Genomic DNA, 17,525 nt, shown 5'->3' on the forward strand with positions numbered 1-17,525 from the left:
AAAAAGGAGAATTTTGCTATGAAAAACCGTATGAAAAAACTGGCGATGCTTCTCGCAAGCAAAAAAGCATATGACCGCACGCGCAGCCTGTACCGCAAAGGCGTTTTGGCTGCGTCTGTTGCCTGCTTTGCCGTAATCCCCGCGTTCGCCGCCGACCCGCTGAGCGCGATCACGCAGCTTTCGGATTTCATCTTTGCCCTCATCAAGGCGGTTGGCCTGATGGTATCCGGCTGGGGCGTGCTGCAGGTCGGTATGTCGATCCAGTCGCACGACCCGTCCCAGCGCACACAGGGTATCCTGTGTCTGGTAGGCGGCCTGCTGATCATGTTCGCAAAGGACATCCTGGACCTTATCACCGGCGGCTGACAGCAAGAATGGAGTTGAAGAAAAACTATGTGGGCGTTAGATGTACTGGAGGGCGCGCTCGGGACATGGAACAGCTACATGGCACAAATCTGGGATATTGTCACGCAGTCGCCCAAAGAATTTATGGGCGGCGCGATATGGCCTGCCATCGAGCAGATATTCTCTGTGCTGCAAGGTATCGGGTATGGCCTGCTCATCCTGTTCTTTGCTATGTCCTTCTTTAAGCAGTCCACCTCGTTCCGGGAGCTCCGGCACCCGGAACAGGTGTTCCGCCTGTTCCTGCGCTTTGTCCTCGCGCAGGCGGCGATCACCTATGGGCTGGAAATTATCAATTTTATATTCGAGGTCACCGGCGGGATCACTTCTTCCATAGCAGCGAGCCTTGGCAGCCTGCATGAAGTAGCTGCCACACTGCCGGATGAAATACGGACGGCGGCGGAAGACGCCAACATCATCCAGAGTGTGATTTCAGGGGTCGTAGGGCTGGTTTTTACCGGCATCGTTATCTGCCTGTCCATGATGATGCTGACAAAAGTATATGGGCGGTTTTTCCGCGTATACCTGTATGTCGCGCTGGCGCCCTTGCCGCTTTCCGCGTTTGGCGGCGAGCTGACCAGCCGGCACGGGCGCACCTTCATCCAGAGCTTTATCGGCGTATGCATGGAGGCGGCAGTTATCGTGCTGGCGTGTATCGTGTATTCCGCTTTTATATCAAGCAACGACCTGCCATCGGTCGATTTTGGTGATGGCAGCATCGGTATGATGGTGGGTTACATGGCCGGCGTGATATTCCAGATGCTGATTTTGCTGGGTATCGTCAGCGCGGCGGACCGTGTTGTGAAAGATATGCTGGCATTGTAAAGAAAAGAAGAAGGAGGTTGAAACGGCATGGAATGCCCGGTTAATAAAGAAATACGGAACTACCGCGAGGGCGTGTTCATGGGGCTGAGCATGCGCCAGACGATATGGGGCTTTGTAGCTTTGGTGGTTGCAGGCGCAGCGAATTTTGGGCTGCGCCCATTCATTGGCAAGGAAACGGCGAGCGTGCTGTGCATCCTGCTCGCCGCACTGCCGGCGGCGGTAGGGTTCCTGTCCTATCATGGCCTGTGTTTTGAGCAGCTTGCCTGCGCGTGGCTGCGCACCACATTCCGGCATAACGGCTGGTATGTATACAGGGCGGTATGCCTGTACGAAACGCTGCACCGCGCGGCTGCAGAGGAGCGGGAACGCGATAAGAAGAAAAAGAAAAAGCCTGTAAATACCGGAAAGGGGAAGATGAAGAATGTTCAGAAAAAAGCAGGATAAGGTCAAGGTGCAGCTGCCAACGCGCCCCGTGCGCCTGCCGAAGAGTGTGCAGCAGATCGTACCCATCCAGCGGGTATACCCGGACGCACTCTGGCAGGTAGGCGCAACCGAATACAGCAAGACATGGTCTTTTACGGATATCAACTATGCGGTGGCAAGCCCGGAGGATCAAACCTCTATTTTGGACTCCTGGGGGCGCGTCCTCAACGGCCTTGCTGCGGACAGCCGGCTGAAGATCACACTGGCAAACAGGCTGTTTAACAAGGATAGCCTGAGCGGTTCGATCTTCTACAAAAAGAAGGACGATGGGCTGGACAGGTACCGCGGCGAGATGAACCGTGTATTGATGGATAAGGCAAAGGGCAGCAACGGCATTGTGCAGGAGAAATTCCTGACGCTGACCGCAAACCGCAAAAACGAGAACGAGGCGCGGATGTTTTTCAGCCGCGCAGGGAAAAGCCTGTCGTTTGGGATGCAGCGCCTTTCCTCCACGGTAAAGCCGCTGGACAACACGGAACGGTTCCGCGTGCTGCATGACTTTTTCCGTCCGGACCACCGCATGAAAAACGCCGACGTCGCGGATATGATGCGCTGCGGCAAGCATTTTGCAGATGTGTTCTGCCCGTTGGCAATGCGCTACCACGCAGACTATATCGAACTGGATCGCGGCTTCGCCCGTGTGTTGTTCATTGAAGAGTATGCGTCCATGCTGTCCGATAAACTGGTGCATGACCTGATGGAGCTGCCGCGCCAGATGATGCTTTCCATTGACATCACGCCGGTACACCCGCAGGAAGCGGTAAAGATGCTGAACCGGCTGGATATGCGGGTGGAATCCGATATCACGCGCTGGCAGCAGCGCCAGAACAACAACAATAACTTTTCCGCCGAAATCCCCTATGAGTACAAGCAGATGCGCGAGGTGGTAGAGAATTACAAGGATGAAACCACGCAGAATGACCAGCGTATCATGATGACTACCACGACGGTAGTGCATATGGCGGATACGCTGGAGCAGCTGAACGCGGATACCGAGACGCTGAAAACAACAGCAAGCGGATATGGCTGCGAGCTGGCGGCGCTGAAATGGCAGCAGGATATCGGGCTGGACACGGTGCTGCCGTATGGGCTGCGCCGCGTGGTGCAGCAGCGTACGCTGCTCACCAAATCCGCGAGCATTTTGACGCCGTTTTCCGCGCAGGAGATCCAGCAGACGGGCGGTATCTGCTATGGCAATAACGCGGTATCCGGCAATATGATTTTGGCAAACCGCGCGTTGCTCAAAAACGGCAACTGCATCCGTCTGGGCGTGCCGGGCGCAGGCAAGTCCATGAGCGCAAAGTGGGAGATTGGCCAAGTCCTCCTGTCCACGAACGATGATGTGCTCATCCTTGACCCAGAAAATGAGTTTACGCCCATGGTGGGCGCGTTCGGCGGCACGATGATCGACGTATCCGGCTCATCCTCCGTGCGGATCAATGCAATGGACATGGAAAAAGGCTATGCAGATAATGATAAAAACCCGCTGGCGGATAAGTCCGAATTTATCATGTCCCTGTTTGAACAGATCATGGGGGATGACGTCAATGCCAGACATCGGTCTATCATAGACCGATGCATCAAGGATTTGTATGCAGGCTATATTGCCGGAGGCTATCACGGGAAATCCCCGACCTTAACCGACCTGTACAATATGCTGCGGGGGCAGGATGAGGACGAAGCAAGGGAGCTGGCGCTTTCCGCAGAGCTGTTTATCACTGGTTCGCTCGGCATTTTTTCGCAGGAGACGAACGTAGACCAGCATAACCGCCTGACCTCGTACAACATCCTTGATCTGGGCGAGCAGCTCATGCCGCTTGGCATGCTGGTCATCCTGGAATCTGTCTACAACCGCGTGCTGCAGAACTGGCGGGCTGGAAAGCGGACATGGGTATTTGTGGACGAGTTTTCAATCTTTTTCCGCTATCCGTTTGCAACCAGCTACTTCCTGCGCATGTGGAAACGGCTGCGCAAGCGCAACGCCTATATGACAGGCATCACGCAGAACGTGGGCGAAATGCTGCGGAGCAAGGACGCGCGGTGGCTGTTCGCCAACAGCGAATTCATTATCATGCTGTCCCAGTCCGCGTCCGACCGCGCCGATCTGGCAGAGCTGCTGCACATTTCCGATACCCAGCTTTCTTATGTGGAAAACGCAGACCCCGGCTGCGGGCTGATGAAGTTCGGCAGTGCATTCATCCCTTTCCAGAACGACATCCCGAAGCACACCGAGTTATACCGTCTGATGACCACCAAGGCCGGCGAATGGGAGTGATATCCCTATGGCTACATACAAATACAAAACGCCGGAGGACAGGAAAAAGGTGTCGTATGGCGCTGCGCGGGCGCAGCGCGGAAAAGCGGTAAGCGGCGCGGCCAGCACGCAGTACGGCAGCAGGACACGAAAAGGTGCGGAGCAGCAGGCTTACGCTATGAAAAGCGCGCCGGCACAGGCGAAGAGCAAAAAGCGGACCATGAAAGCGTACATGGTCCGCATAGCCGTGCGGAAAATGCAGGAACGCAGGGACGGGAAACGCCGTGCGGAACAGGAGGGGCAGCGCGCGGACGCTGCGGCGGTAAACAGGGCGTCTGACAGGATGGCGGACAGCGCAAAACGCGCGGCAGGCGTCACCACGCGCACCACTGCAAAATACGGCGGCATTGCAGCGAAAAAGGTTTACGGCGCGGCACGGGACAAGGCGCGGCAATACGCGGTAAAAAAGTCCGTCCGTCGTGTGGCGCGCCGTTACCGCGGCGCGGACGGGAAAACGCGGTACGCATTCCGCTATGCCGCAGTGGAGAAAAAGCGCGCAGTACGCAGCGTCCGGTTAAAAAAGGGTCAGCGGTACCGCCTTGCCCGCGGCCGTCTGTTGATGCTGAACAGGCAGAAAACCCAGAAAAACCAGCGCAGCGCAGCGGCGGTATACGGTACGGCGCGTGACCGTGCGGCGAAAAACGCGGCGTCTACCGTATATGGCAAAGCGGCAAAAGGCGCGGAAAGCGTTTATGGCGGTGCGGTAAGGCAGGGCGCGCTGATGCGCCGTGCGCACGCGCAGAAGGCGGCGGATACGGCGTACCAAAGCAGCGCTGCCGCACAGCGAAGCCGGACGGCTGCGCACGGCTTGAAAAAATACCAGCTGCGCGCACGGAAAGCCGGCGTCCGCAAACTGAAGCTGCGTCTTGGGGAAAAAGGCGGTGCGGGCGGGGCGGCGAAAAAAGGCGTGCGCAAGATCGTCACGGAACTGATGCGTAAGGTCGCCGCTGCGGCAAAGAGCAAAATCTTGCTGGCCGGTGTGGCGGTGGTTCTGGTGGTGAGCCTTGTTGCCGCGCCGCTTACCATCATTGCCTCGCCGCTTGGGCTATTGTTTGCGGACGAGAATATCGGCGTGGACGGGCAGAGCGTGCAGCAGGCGTACATGGCGGCGCAGACGGCGTGGACGTCCGCTGCGCTGGCGGGTGAAAGCTATGACAGGGTGGAATATGAGGGTACTTATGCGGACAGCGTGGAAGTGTTGGCTGTGTTTGCGGTAAAGGTGACAGAGCAGGACGGCTTCGATGCAATGACGATGGGACCCGACCAGCGTGAGATTTTAGCTGGGGTGTATATGGATATGAACCCGTATACAAAATGGTACACGAAAACAGAGGATGGGGACAGGATCCTGCATATACGGGTGGGCGGCTTATCCGCCGATCAGGCGGCGGACAAGTACCATTTCACGAAATCCCAGCGCGTGATGCTGCACGAGCTGCTGGAGGATTACCGTGATGAACTGGTCCAGCTGCTGGGCAGTGGGACCGGCGGCAAGGGCTTTTCCGCCGCGGTACTGGCGCTCCGGGAACTGGTGGAAAAATACGCCGCAATGTACGGCATATCCAACTATGTGGACACGCTGCTTGCGATCATTGAGGTAGAGAGCGGCGGGCGGCTGGAAGATGTGATGCAGTCCTCTGAATCCATGGGGCTGCCGCCGAACTCGCTCAGCAAGGAAGCGTCTATCAATCAGGGCTGCAAATATTTCTCACAGCTGGTGCGCAAGGCGAAAAACCTCGGCTGCGATGAAGATTCCGTGATCCAGGCGTATAACTACGGCAGCGGGTTCCTTGACTTTGTTGCGTCGCACGGGAAGAAATACAGCTTCGAGCTGGCGGAGGAATTTTCGCGGCAGCATTCCGGCGGCGTGAAGGTGACGTACAAGAACGAGATCTCCATCCCGAAAAACGGCGGCTGGCGCTATAACTACGGCAATATGTTTTATGTCCTGTTGGTGCGGCAGTACCATGCAGCGCTGGGCAGCGATGTGCAGAACCGCATTGTGCTGATCGCGCAGAACTACCAGAATTACGGCATCACAGCCCCTGCAGGCTATTGCGAAATGTGGGCGGAGCAGGTATACCGTGCTGCAGGTGTACAGGTCAACAACTGGTGCTGTGCCGGACGAAACAGGGTAACGAATGTTGTAAGCCATGACAGCTCAAACATCCCGGTTGGCGCGATGGTGTACAATGACCCTGCGGTATATAATTCGCGTACTACATGCGGCTGCGGGCTGAATGCCGGCCATGTCGGCGTCTACCTTGGCAACGGGCAGATCATGTCCAACATAGGCGGCAGCGCAATAGATACGCTGGAATCCTGGACCAACTACTACGGCTTCGGCGGCTGGGGCTGGGGCGGCGCTGCGGTTCATTAAACTCATCCATTCAGCATCTGGGAAAAGCGCCGGCGCAGGTTGCGCCGGCGTTTTTGATCTGATTGCCGCAGAAAAACAGGAATGGAGCCGGCGTCAATGCGCCGGCTCCATTCCTCATAAGGGGACGATGAAAGGTAAATAGGTTCAAAAAAAGTATAGCATCTTTCCCAAAGCGATGCAACCTGCTTAATGCCTTTTCAATCGACAAACCGTGTTGCACCTGCATCCGCCCCTGCGCCATCCGGGCTGGGGACGCCGTCTGCAGCATGCTTATATTTTTTCAGCATGGCATTTTTGATTTCCGCAATGCCGGAATACTGCACGCCGTTCCCGATAAAATACTGTGCGGCGTCCAGCCATTGGGATAGCGGATAATCATTTTCATCTATTGCGCATAAATCCAGCATTGCGAGCCGCTGAAGGGCGGCATTATACTTCAAATCAGAAACATAGCAGCCATGGATCCCTGCAATATCATCTAATAAACAGCCGGATGCCTGACTGGCGGCTAACTGCTGTCTTGCCATTATACAGTCATCTCTTTTCCGAGGGAAATTATAGACCTATATTACTTTCTTTTATCATGGTTGTAAATCTACCGTCTGAACAGATTTGTTAAATTATAATACTTGTAAATTGGATACTATTCACAAAACCTAAATCAGCCTTTGCTATGCTGTTTTAGATTACAGAGAAAGCGCCCGCCGTCCACAGCATAGGCTGTGAGCGGCGGGCGCTCTTTTTGTTTCAGCTTACATCAGCAAAGATGCTTTCGCTCCTTCCATCATAAATCCCAAACCTTTCATACAATTATTACATCTTCTGGCGACATTATATCCGGATCATTGCTTTTATATTTTTCAGGGTCAAAACCGTCTTGAACCGATTCGGGGATATCCGCAGCATTTAAAATAAACTTCCATTCGCCATCAACGTTTGCAACATAGTTGAACCCTTCTTCCTGAACAATCTCCGGTTCTTCAGGGTCGTCCTCGGACAAACGATAAACAACGGTTGCCGAAAAAGAAAGTACATAGAGCCTGTCATTTACTTTTTCAGTTTCATCAATAGCATATTTTTCAAATGCCATGTTGGCCTCTCCAAACATTTCTTTGGAGGTTTGATTTTCAAAATACACATATTCTTGCGCAACAGGCGATCCCTTGTCCTCCATTAACTCCACATACTGTTCTACGCAGACAGAAGCTTCTGCGGGTAGTTCATTTGTTGCTGTGTCATTACTTTTTTCGCAGCCCATGAGCGCTGCTAAGCAAAGCAGCAAGAAAAAAATCCGGATAATTGCAAATTTCTTAGATATTAGAGTTATAGACATAGACATCACCATTCAGCCAGCCTTTCGTGCTGATGTTTTTTACAAAAGCTCGACATGCAGAGGTAGGAACTTTGCTTTTGGGCCAAGTGGCATAATCCCATTCGTTGGTTGCAAAAGTATCCACGGAAAGTTTGTTAACATAATTGCCCGACGCGTTTGCAACACATAGTCCAATTCTTACAGGCTTGGAATTCGATGAATTTGTAATTGTTCCCTCCATACGAAGATAACCATTTGTGATATTTTTCCTCGCAACCATCTTGTCGGTATATGTAGCTACGATATCATATACATCCGTTAACGCAAACGAAAAGAGCTTTGTTTTTGTTGCATATGGCTGGATTGGAGCTTCATTAGGGCGTTTTGCATCCTCATACGTGATTTGAACATTCTCTTTTGGAAATACCTCCTCGATTTGAACCGCCCCAGCAAACATGGATAGCTGACTTAAGAGAATTCCACTAATGACCGCTAAGCAAAAAAAACGTTTAACATACATACTATTTCTCCTCCTGTATTAAGACTCGCTGATTTTCATTGTATTATGCTGTCAACGCAAACAAAGTATCAATTATTATCAAACTATAACGGTGCAATGGATAGTACATATAGAAAAACAATTTGAAAGATTTCCCTTTCTGCTTGTTATATATCAACATGAAAGGAATCGCATAAACCATTTTCCATTGATCTACCGCAAAAAAATCGGTGAATGGATAGATAGATAGGAGCATTAGGTGAGAGCCAACATACGAAAACATACAAAAAAGAGAAAACACAATAATACGATGATAAGTAGGAAGGAAATAGCTCATTACTCCCAATATAACAAAAATCATTGTGTATTCTACATTTAAAGGTGAAGGAAACACTGAGGTAAGCACTATTTGCATATTGATATTGATAATATTTATATACGCATCTTGCACACCAATTAGTTTAAATATTCCCTCTAAATACTCCCAACCGTTAGAAAACACAGCTTGAGCCATCCATGACAAGAAAAAGGGAAGAAACACTATAGAGGAAATTTCAAATATAGCCCTTGCCCTTTCTTTTTTACGGAACAAGTTAATGACATTATTGATAGCGTATGAATATAACCCCACATAGAAAAATGTGGATAATATGCTTTGACCGAAATCATATACTCCGATCCATTCATTAAACAAGAAATTCATCATAGCGATGAATAAACTTATAAATATATTGGATAAATATATCCTGAGAATAAAATGCTTTCGATCATGTGTTTTATGCAGGCTCTCGATAAAGCAAAACAAAAAAAGGGGGGCAGATATTCTACCTATTGCAGATGCTAATATAGCAAATGACTGACTGAAAGAAAGACTAAGTAATATTTTGGGGATATGATCGATCGTCATTGCAATACATGCAACTACTTTAAGTTGAAATTGTGTCAGCCCCTTTATCCGTAATCTCATATAAAATTACGAATGGGAAACATCTATACTACCGTTCAGAAGGCCTCCAGTACCTGAAACGGGGCCGCCAGAGTTCAAACAGAAATAGTAATGCTTTTGGGAACTCAATCCGGAAAAAACATTATAATATGGCGTATTGCTTTGTTTTATCTCAGAAGTACGGTATGTAGATATCACTCTTTTAGTGGACATTTCTATACACTGAATTTCCAAATATTTAATTCTGGCTTCTGTGTTAGAGACAGAACCTGATACAATCAATTTCCCAGATGCGTTAGGACTAAAATAATAGTTAGTATATAGTCCACCTGTTAATCCTGTAAAGCTTCCTTTATACCTACCTGATTTTGCTATATCATAAAACTTGGTGGGACGATTAAGCGAGTATGGGCGGAGACTTTAATTAAGATTGTCCACCATAATTGAATTTGAATCAGTCCCAATGCTGTCGATTGATACTGCGGACGCCTGTCCTACAAATAACGAAAAAACCATAATTGCTGATATAATGCATGCAAATCTTTTTTTCATGCTTCTTGTTTCCTTTCAACTTAATAAAAACTTGGAGTGAATTGCAACACTTGTCAGAACTTCTGTCAAGCTGTCAGGGGGTTAGAGGTCATTGGTTTGCTTTCAGACTTTGAGCCATTCCAAACAGTCACGGTAGCAGTTACCCGGTAGCTTTTCCCTGATGTAACTTTTTGGGATGCGTTAACTGTCGCTTTACGTCCATTCCGGGTATCGGACCATGTTTGCACGGTTTTCCAGCTCAATCCGGACTTCTCTTGAAGATTGACTACAATCTGGCATTTTGTTGAGTTCCCGGATTGCCCGCGCACCCATGCATTGATCTTGGCAGTACCATTGCTAATAGAGAATGTACAATCAGCATCGTTTATGTATGTCATATACAGTTCTACATCGCCCTGTACTGCCGAAGAAGTGGTATCGTTCAGCGCGTATGCCTGCGGCACATTGGTCGCCAATAAGCAAGCAGTAAGACATAAGCCCGATACCAGCATTTTTCTTCTTGTTCCCATGGGATTCCCTCCTTCCATTAGTTCTTGCCTACTGTAACGAACGAGAACAAAGATTTGGGACACCCTGCTACAGATTTTTCAAAAATATTCTTAGTTGGACATTATTGACTTCTATGTTATAATGCAAAAGAAAACAGCAAAGGGGGATCTTATGCTGATTTATCTTTCTATGATTGATTCCGAAGAGGACCGATCTAAATTTGAAGCCATTTATCACGAATACAAAAACCTGATGTACTACACTGCGAACCGTATTTTAGGAGATACGCGCGATTCGGAAGATATTGTACATCAGGCTTTCTTAAAGATAATCGACATAATTGAACGTATAGATGAAGTGAAGTGTCCCAAAACAAAGGGGCTGATCGTTACAATTACTGAGAGGATTGCGATAGATCTGTATCGCTCCAGAAAGCGCAGGGCCGTAGTACCCTTTGATGAAGAATTTATCAATACGCCTGCCAAAACAGATATTGAAAGTTTCGACCAGCGCGATATGCTGGCAGGTGCTATGGCCGCGTTGCCGGTCAAGTACCGCGAAATTCTCTTGCTACGGTATGATAATGGCTTTTCAGTGCCTGAAATTGCGAAATTGATGAATATGTCGCAGGATAACGTCCGAAAAACCATTCAGCGAGCCAAAATAAAGCTTGCTGCATCGTTAGAGTCTATGGAGGATCAACATGAAGATAACGGATGAAATGCTATATGCCAGCGCATCGAAAGCGCGCAATTTATGGTTATCTTCGGCTTTACCGGATGATATACCGGAGCATCAGTTTTCTCACCGGTTTAATCGAAAAATGAAAAGACTGATTAAAGAGCAGCGCAGATCACCGAGGTTGAATCACGTCATACACATGATGCGCCGAAGTGCCGCTATACTACTGGTCGTTGCAACCGTATCCTTTTCCTGCGTAATGACTGTGGATGCATACCGAGAGAAAATTATTGAAATTGTGACACATGTATTCCATGAACTTACTGATTACCGTTTCAGTACAGGGTCCGCATCTTCGTCACCAGTAAAAACCGCTCTCGGTGTGATTTCACTTGGTTTCATACCTGACGGAATGGATCAGACTGATGAATATGGCGACGAAACCTTTTACTCTGTCAGCTATGAAACCGAAGATGGAATGTACTTCGATTTGACATGCACGCTGATTACGGAAAATCAGGACACACATAAGATTGTAGACACGGAAAATGCGGTGGTGCAGGAGTATTCGATGAACGGCGAGGAGGCAACAATAATCTCTAAGAGTAATAATAATACGATCCTATGGACACATGAAAATATTCTGTTCCAGCTATATGGCAATCTTCCGTTGGATATTGAAAAGCAAATTGCTGAACATGTTACTGTAGGGTAGACACACTTGTAGGCAAATTAAGGCCACCTTGGAAAAGTAATTTTTTATAGCTGAAAACGACTTTATGATTCTTATATGCTTTACCGCAAATGAGCATAATCGTGGGATATCAGAAAAATTTTTCCTTTCAGAAATACAGCATCGGTATTGTCAAAGTATAGCTGAGGCAATATAACCATTTCTTTTGATTCTGAAATTCCCAAAAAGATTAAGAGAACGGGGATGTGTTCCAGTGGAACACATCCCCGTTGTTTCTTTATCAGGAAATGGAGGGGGCTGTACGGGGCCAACCGCCCTGCACAGCCCCAAGGAGTGTCCGGTATATTATACAGCGGGAAAAGCGCGGGAAATGTCGAACCCTGCCTTACCGGACCGGCTGCGGCTCCGCAACCGTGATTTCGGTTTGCCGGGGCTGTTCCTTTTCCCTGGTCAAAAGGAAGTTCAGTTCACCCAGCCGCGCTACCTTGATCTGGTACTCATCCTCCTGCGGCCACGGTTTATCCAGTTCCGCTTTTGCTGTTTTAAGCTGCTCGTTCAAGAGCGCGATGCGATTTTCACAATCGGGGATATGTTCTGCAATGCCGGACAGGGCGTTCCCCAGCCGCTGCATCATGCCCTGCGGCGTCATGCCGGTCTCCACCTGACGCTTGGTCTCCCCCCGTACCCACAGGATACAGTTTTGCAGCGGGTCGCGCGTCAGGTATAGTTCAAAACCGCAGTAATGCCCGATAGGAAGGGATTTTTCCCACGCCAGGGCATCGTCCGCCCCAGCCTTGATCTTTGCCGTTTCGCTTTCGATGCGCTGCAGCAAAGCGTTTCCGGCGTCCTCTTTCTGCGTGTATACCGTACCGGAGATCTCCGCGCGGAATGTATCGCCCACGCTTTCCGCATGGTGCGCTGCAAAGGTCCTGCCGTCCTGCTGCAATGCGGCAAGCAGGCGCTCCTTATCCGTTATTTTGTCCGGTATCATGCGGATTTCATCCTGCAGATGGTACTGCTCGTTCTTATATGCGGTGCGCAGCACATTCAGTTTGTTGACTTCTACCTCCAGTTCCATACGCTCTTTGATACGTGGATCGCCGGCAGACAGCGCCTTGATCTCCGCATAGGACAGTGCGGCGGCGTCTACATCCTCGCAAGTACGCGCCGGGGATTTCCCAGTCACAATTTGCGCGATAAACTTCTGCTTATTCTCCACGGTCTGCCAGTTGTAACTGTCAAATGAATTTTGGGTGGCATAACGGTAAATGTCAACACGGTCATACATATTGCCCTGACGCAGGATGCGCCCCTCGCGCTGCTCGATATCGCGCGGACGCCACGGGCAGTCTATCTCGTGTTCCGCGGCTAAGCGTTTCTGCACATTGAATCCGGCGCCCATTTTGCTGGTGGAGCCGATCAGGATACGGATTTTGCCCGCGTTCATCTGCTGCCGCAGCGCGCGCTTTTTCGGCGTAGTATCCGCATGATGGATATACGCAATTTCCTCCGCAGGAACGCCGCGCGCGATCAGCTTGTCCCGTATATCGTCATAGGCGCAAAAGCTGTTTTTACGCGCGCCTTTGCCGCCGGGTGTCGCAAGGTCGCAGAAAATGAGCTGCGTGCCTTTTTCCGGCGCGGTACGCTCCCAGATTTCAAAAACATTCTGAACAACCTTGTTCAGCTTGCTTTCCGGCACGTCGGGCAGCAATGGGTCGGCAAGCCGCTGGTCAAGCGCCAGCTTGCGCCCGTCGTTTGTGATCGCAAGCATATTGTCCTCATACGGCGCTACAGCGCCGGCACGCACCGCGTCCGCGCGTTTTCCCAGCTGCTGCACCATTGCCTCCTGCTCCGGGGTGGGCGCGGTGAGTTCGTTGTGGTATGTCGCTTCCGGGCGCGGCAGGTGCAGCATATCCGCCGTTTGGATGTCTGCGGCGAGTTTCCACATCGTAACAAGCTCCGGCAGGTTGACAAACTTTGCAAAACGGGTTTTGCTGCGGTAGCCGCTGCCCTCGGGGGACAGCTCCATGGCAGACACCGTTTCTCCGAAGCTGGACGCCCAACTGTCAAAGTCGGTCATGCCGTTCTGCTCCAGCACATCGTATTGCAGATAGCGCATCATGGTATACAGTTCCGTCATACTGTTCGAGATCGGGGTGCCGGTGGCAAATACCACGCTGTTATAACCGCTGCGCCCGTTCAGGTATTCGCATTTTGCCGCCATATCCTCACTTTTCTGCGCGGCGGTGTTCTGTATCCCGGCAACATTCCGCATTTTTGTAAACAGGCCGAGGTTCTTAAATTCGTCCGCTTCGTCTACAAAAATACGGTCCACGCCAAGCTGTTCAAAGCTTACGGCAGTATCCTTTTCTTTGGCGTTCATCAGCTGCTCCAGCCGCGCTTCCAGCTTCTTTTTCGAGCCTTCCAGCTGCTTGATCGTAAAATTCTGCCCTTTATCTTTTTTCGCTTCGGACAGGCTGAGTTCCAGCGTGTCAAGCTGCTTTTCGATATGCGCCCGGGCGTGCTCCGGGGAAAGGGGGATTTTTTCAAACTGGCTGTGACCGATGATCACTGCGTCATAATCCCCTGTGGCGATCCGCGCACAAAATGCCTGGCGGTTCTGTTTGGACAGGTCATCTTCCCGCGCCACAAGGATATGTGCGCCGGGATATAATTGCTGGAATTCAGCGCCCCATTGTTCGGTCAAGCTGTTCGGCACAACGAACATCGGCTTGTGGGCAAGCCCCAGCCGCCGCAGCTCCATCGCGCCCGCCGCCATCGTCCACGTTTTCCCCGCGCCCACGCAATGCGCCAGAAGCGTATTGCCGCCGTAGAGGATGCGGGCAACCGCATTGCGCTGGTGTTCTTTCAAGGTAATGTTCGGGTTCATGCAGGGGAAAGAGAGGTAATCCCCGTTATAGGTGCGCGGGCGGGTATGGTTGAAATGCTCGTTGTAGTAGCGGACCAGACGCTCGCGCCGCTCCGGGTCTGCAAAAATCCAGTCTTTGAATGCCTGCCGCAGCGCGTCCTGCTTCCCGCGCGCCTTGATGGTTTCCTGTTGGTTGGGGATACGCTTTTCTTTGCCGTCTACGATTTTCACATCGAATATCTGCACATCCCGCAGGTTGAGCGCCCGCTCCAGCAGTTCATAGCCGTTCGCACGGCTTGTCCCGAATTTGGTATAGGCAAAGGAGTTGCGGTCATTGTCCGCGCCTTTGTTGGAGACATACCAGCTTTTGATTGCATCCGAGTAGGATACGGTGATCTTGTTTGCCGCATAGAACGGCGGGTGCAGGACTTCCCGCACAAACTGCGTGACGTCTTCGGGCGGGATCCATGCAGTGCCGAGCCGCACGCTGATATCCGAAGCGGTAAGCGGTTCGGGCAGGACGCTTTCCAGCATTTTCACGTTAAATGAGAAAGCGGGGTCTTTTTCCGCGTATGCCTGTGCGGTTTTCAGCTTTGCGCGGATATTGCCGGAAAGGTACTCGTCCGCCGGCTGCCAGACGCCGCTTACCGGTTCGCGGAAAATCTGCCCGTGCAGCGCGGAAATGATCTGCCCCTCCGGCATTCCCCCCAGCAGGCGGGACATATAAGCAAAGTCGATTTCCCCGCGTTCCGCAAGGGATAGGCCCAATGCGTCCTGCGGCGTATCCGCGCTGGTCACGGCAATATGTGGACGGATCGTGCGCTGGGTGAAGATATCGCTTTTGCCTTTGACGTTCTGCTCATCGTCCAGTTCCTCCAATGCCAGCAGCAGCGGATAGCCTGCGTCCCGTGAAAAGGCGCGGCGGTTGGCGGTATCGTGGAGATAGCCGTGCTTTTTGACAAAGGCGTCGTACTGCCCGTCCAGCGCACGCTGCAGCCCGTGCAGCGTGTCATCATCGCAGCCTTCGGTCTGTGCTTTGATCAAATCGCGCACGGTTTTCCGCAGGCCGATCATGCCGCGGGCGCGCTGCGATGCGGTTTCCTTATATCCTGTAGGCTCATCCCTGCCAGCGGCGCGGAAAAACACCGCGCCGCCCTTGATGAAATAGCTGTAATCCTCCACCTCTTCGTCCGGGGTGCTTCCTGCGTTTTGCGATGTGTTCCACTGGAACACGTCCGCAGCGCCGCGCGCCGGCAGTTTGTCAGGGACGGGAATATGGCGGACGGCTTCCGCAAGCTGCCCCTTCAGGTCTGCGCCCGGTACCGGCGCGCAGGTGGTATCATAACCGTATCTGGTGCTTTCTATCTTCATTTCGCCCAGGACCATTTCCGGGTGGAAGATAAAATAGCGGTTCATGGAAAGCCCGTCTGCGGTTTCGCCAAGCTGTACCCACTCAGGCTCGGTCTCCGGCGGCGTTTCGCGTTTCTGCAAAAAGATGATATCTGTTGTGACCGAGGTGCCTGCGTTTGCTTTGAACGCGTCGTTAGGCAGGCGGATTGCGCCGAGCAGGTCTGCACGCTGCGCCAGCATCTGGCGTGCATGCTCATCCTGCTTGTCCAGCGTGCCTTTGGAGGTAATAAAAGCAACGATGCCATGCGGTTTTACCTTGTCCAGAGACTTTAGAAAGAAATAATCATGGATGAGCAGATGGTCTTTGTTATATGCCTTATCGTTCACGTGATAATCACCGAATGGCACGTTGCCGATGGCGAGGTCAAAGACGTTGTCCGGAAACGTGGTATTTTCAAAACCGGATACGGTGATATCCGCACCGGGATAGAGCTTTTGGGCGATACGGCCCGAGATGCTGTCCAGCTCCACGCCGTACAGACGGCTGTTTCTCATTCCCTCCGGCAGCATACCGAAGAAGTTACCGGTACCGCAGGACGGCTCCAGAATGCTTTCCGGTGCAAGACCCATTTGCTCTACGGCGTCATAGATAGCACGGATCACCGTGGGGCTGGTGTAATGCGCGTTTAAGGTGGAAGCGCGCGCGGCTTTATATTCATCGTCTGTCAGCAGCGCTTTGAGTTCGGTATATTCATCAGCCCACGCCGGATTCCCCGCATCAAACGCCTGCGGGATCGCGCCCCAGCCGGTATAACGGGCGAGCGCCGCCTGTTCGTCCGGCGCAGCCGGGCGGTTTTCCTCCTCCAGTGTGTGCAGCAGACGGAGTGCGGCAATGTTGTCACGATACCGTTCGCGCGGACGGGATACGCCGAGCAGTTCATCCGTAATATGATAATTGCCCGCGTTCCGCGCCGCCCCTTCCGGTGTGTTCGGATGGAACACATCCTCGGCGGCAGGCTGCGTGTTCGGCTGGAACACATCCGCACTTGCAGCGGGTTCGGGGACAGCGTGACGGAAGCCGTCCAACTCCTGTTGGTACAGGCTGCGGCAGAGCCGCGCGACTTCAATCCATGAATAAGATAACTCTGTACCGAACCTGTCCTGGATTTCTACGGAAAATCCGGAGGGCGCGGCGATATACTCGGCTTCATCCCCTGTTAAAAGGGTGAAATTGCCGGTTGTACCCGCGTGGGCGTCCGAGAGATGCTGCGCAATTTCTGCATTGCCCTGACCATCCCGCAGGAGGCGGGTGATGGCGTCCTTGTCCGTCTGCGACAGCAGGCCGTGCTCGCTGGTGAGCGTTTCCCGCAGATCGTCGTTTGTATTTTCGATATCCATAGTCAGGGTATCTATGACGGGTGTATTCCGGGCGTCCTGAGACAACCGGCTCTCGAATACGGCTTTGGCGATGGGCGGCAGTTCCGTACCCTCCGTGCCGGCTTCTTTCAGCGTGATCCCTGCGGGGCTGACGCCGGAAATGATGTGCGCCGCTTTATTCCAGTAAACCACTGTCCCGACCTGATAGGCGGGTGCAAGTGGGTCATGCGGCGCTGGTATTGCCTGCGTGGTTTCCTCCAGTGTGTTCCCTTGGAACACATCACGCGAGGGGTCTGTGGCGGCAGCCTGCACGGCTTCCTCCAGTGTGTTCCCTTGGAACACATCACGCGAA

Annotated in this window: 13 protein-coding genes; 7 read left to right on the top strand and 6 right to left on the bottom strand. The window is 51.8% G+C overall.

What is annotated here, in order from left to right; translation table 11 throughout:
* Positions 1-18: 18 nt before the first annotated feature.
* From ACTQ34_RS11140 to ACTQ34_RS11160, 5 genes are read left to right on the top strand one after another with little or no spacing between them, the layout of a single operon-like run.
* Complete coding sequence (locus ACTQ34_RS11140) at positions 19-366, top strand: formate hydrogenlyase (RefSeq protein WP_441363881.1); 348 nt, start codon at positions 19-21, stop codon at positions 364-366.
* 27 nt (positions 367-393) lie between these two features.
* Positions 394-1,227, top strand: a complete 834-nt coding sequence (locus ACTQ34_RS11145; protein WP_441363882.1) for a hypothetical protein — start codon at positions 394-396, stop codon at positions 1,225-1,227.
* 27 nt (positions 1,228-1,254) lie between these two features.
* Positions 1,255-1,671, top strand: coding sequence for a PrgI family protein (locus ACTQ34_RS11150; protein WP_441363883.1), 417 nt, complete (start codon positions 1,255-1,257; stop codon positions 1,669-1,671).
* Positions 1,649-3,985, top strand: a complete 2,337-nt coding sequence (locus ACTQ34_RS11155; RefSeq protein WP_441363884.1) for a VirB4-like conjugal transfer ATPase, CD1110 family — start codon at positions 1,649-1,651, stop codon at positions 3,983-3,985. Before ACTQ34_RS11150 ends, ACTQ34_RS11155 begins: the two co-directional genes overlap by 23 nt.
* A gap of 7 nt (positions 3,986-3,992) precedes the next feature.
* Positions 3,993-6,404, top strand: a complete 2,412-nt coding sequence (locus tag ACTQ34_RS11160; RefSeq protein ID WP_441363885.1) for a lysozyme family protein — start codon at positions 3,993-3,995, stop codon at positions 6,402-6,404.
* Positions 6,405-6,601: 197 nt separating this feature from the next.
* On the opposite strand, the gene ACTQ34_RS11165 is transcribed toward ACTQ34_RS11160, so the two are convergent.
* The 5 genes from ACTQ34_RS11165 to ACTQ34_RS11185 form a co-directional block, all read right to left on the bottom strand.
* The gene (locus tag ACTQ34_RS11165; RefSeq protein WP_441363886.1) at positions 6,602-6,931 is read right to left on the bottom strand and encodes a hypothetical protein; all 330 of its coding nucleotides are present in this window, start codon (positions 6,929-6,931) and stop codon (positions 6,602-6,604) included.
* Positions 6,932-7,206: 275 nt separating this feature from the next.
* On the bottom strand, positions 7,207-7,749 hold the full coding sequence (locus ACTQ34_RS11170; protein WP_441363887.1) for a hypothetical protein: 543 nt from the start codon (positions 7,747-7,749) through the stop codon (positions 7,207-7,209).
* Positions 7,715-8,236: a hypothetical protein gene (locus ACTQ34_RS11175; protein ID WP_441363888.1), complete on the bottom strand. Its 522-nt coding sequence runs from the start codon at positions 8,234-8,236 to the stop codon at positions 7,715-7,717. The genes ACTQ34_RS11170 and ACTQ34_RS11175 overlap by 35 nt, the downstream gene beginning before the upstream one ends.
* A gap of 43 nt (positions 8,237-8,279) precedes the next feature.
* The gene (locus tag ACTQ34_RS11180) at positions 8,280-9,182 is read right to left on the bottom strand and encodes a TraX family protein (protein ID WP_441363889.1); all 903 of its coding nucleotides are present in this window, start codon (positions 9,180-9,182) and stop codon (positions 8,280-8,282) included.
* Positions 9,183-9,778: 596 nt separating this feature from the next.
* The gene (locus ACTQ34_RS11185; protein WP_441363890.1) at positions 9,779-10,222 is read right to left on the bottom strand and encodes a hypothetical protein; all 444 of its coding nucleotides are present in this window, start codon (positions 10,220-10,222) and stop codon (positions 9,779-9,781) included.
* A 151-nt stretch (positions 10,223-10,373) separates the two neighbouring features.
* Between ACTQ34_RS11185 and ACTQ34_RS11190 the strand changes: the two genes are divergently transcribed.
* Both ACTQ34_RS11190 and ACTQ34_RS11195 read left to right on the top strand, forming a co-directional pair.
* Positions 10,374-10,922, top strand: coding sequence for an RNA polymerase sigma factor (locus ACTQ34_RS11190; RefSeq protein WP_441363891.1), 549 nt, complete (start codon positions 10,374-10,376; stop codon positions 10,920-10,922).
* Complete coding sequence (locus tag ACTQ34_RS11195) at positions 10,906-11,598, top strand: DUF4367 domain-containing protein (RefSeq protein WP_441363892.1); 693 nt, start codon at positions 10,906-10,908, stop codon at positions 11,596-11,598. Before ACTQ34_RS11190 ends, ACTQ34_RS11195 begins: the two co-directional genes overlap by 17 nt.
* A 364-nt stretch (positions 11,599-11,962) precedes the next feature.
* Here ACTQ34_RS11195 and ACTQ34_RS11200 read toward each other — a convergent pair whose 3' ends face one another.
* Positions 11,963-17,485 carry a DEAD/DEAH box helicase family protein gene (locus ACTQ34_RS11200; protein WP_441363893.1) on the bottom strand — a complete coding sequence of 1,841 codons (5,523 nt, stop codon included), beginning with the start codon at positions 17,483-17,485 and terminating at the stop codon, positions 11,963-11,965.
* Positions 17,486-17,525 lie beyond the last annotated feature (40 nt).

The organism is Agathobaculum sp. LCP25S3_E8 (genome assembly GCF_052117165.1).
GTDB lineage: Bacteria > Bacillota > Clostridia > Oscillospirales > Butyricicoccaceae > Agathobaculum.

Bases quoted from the DNA above. Each gene is read 5' to 3' on its own strand.
- ACTQ34_RS11195 (WP_441363892.1), top strand. From the start codon at position 10,906: ATGAAGATAACGGATGAAATGCTATATGCCAGCGCATCGAAAGCGCGC.
- ACTQ34_RS11165 (WP_441363886.1), bottom strand. From the start codon at position 6,931: ATGGCAAGACAGCAGTTAGCCGCCAGTCAGGCATCCGGCTGTTTATTA.
- ACTQ34_RS11180 (WP_441363889.1), bottom strand. From the start codon at position 9,182: ATGAGATTACGGATAAAGGGGCTGACACAATTTCAACTTAAAGTAGTT.
- ACTQ34_RS11170 (WP_441363887.1), bottom strand. From the start codon at position 7,749: ATGGTGATGTCTATGTCTATAACTCTAATATCTAAGAAATTTGCAATT.
- ACTQ34_RS11160 (WP_441363885.1), top strand. From the start codon at position 3,993: ATGGCTACATACAAATACAAAACGCCGGAGGACAGGAAAAAGGTGTCG.
- ACTQ34_RS11145 (WP_441363882.1), top strand. From the start codon at position 394: ATGTGGGCGTTAGATGTACTGGAGGGCGCGCTCGGGACATGGAACAGC.
- ACTQ34_RS11185 (WP_441363890.1), bottom strand. From the start codon at position 10,222: ATGGGAACAAGAAGAAAAATGCTGGTATCGGGCTTATGTCTTACTGCT.
- ACTQ34_RS11155 (WP_441363884.1), top strand. From the start codon at position 1,649: ATGTTCAGAAAAAAGCAGGATAAGGTCAAGGTGCAGCTGCCAACGCGC.
- ACTQ34_RS11150 (WP_441363883.1), top strand. From the start codon at position 1,255: ATGGAATGCCCGGTTAATAAAGAAATACGGAACTACCGCGAGGGCGTG.
- ACTQ34_RS11140 (WP_441363881.1), top strand. From the start codon at position 19: ATGAAAAACCGTATGAAAAAACTGGCGATGCTTCTCGCAAGCAAAAAA.
- ACTQ34_RS11190 (WP_441363891.1), top strand. From the start codon at position 10,374: ATGCTGATTTATCTTTCTATGATTGATTCCGAAGAGGACCGATCTAAA.
- ACTQ34_RS11175 (WP_441363888.1), bottom strand. From the start codon at position 8,236: ATGTATGTTAAACGTTTTTTTTGCTTAGCGGTCATTAGTGGAATTCTC.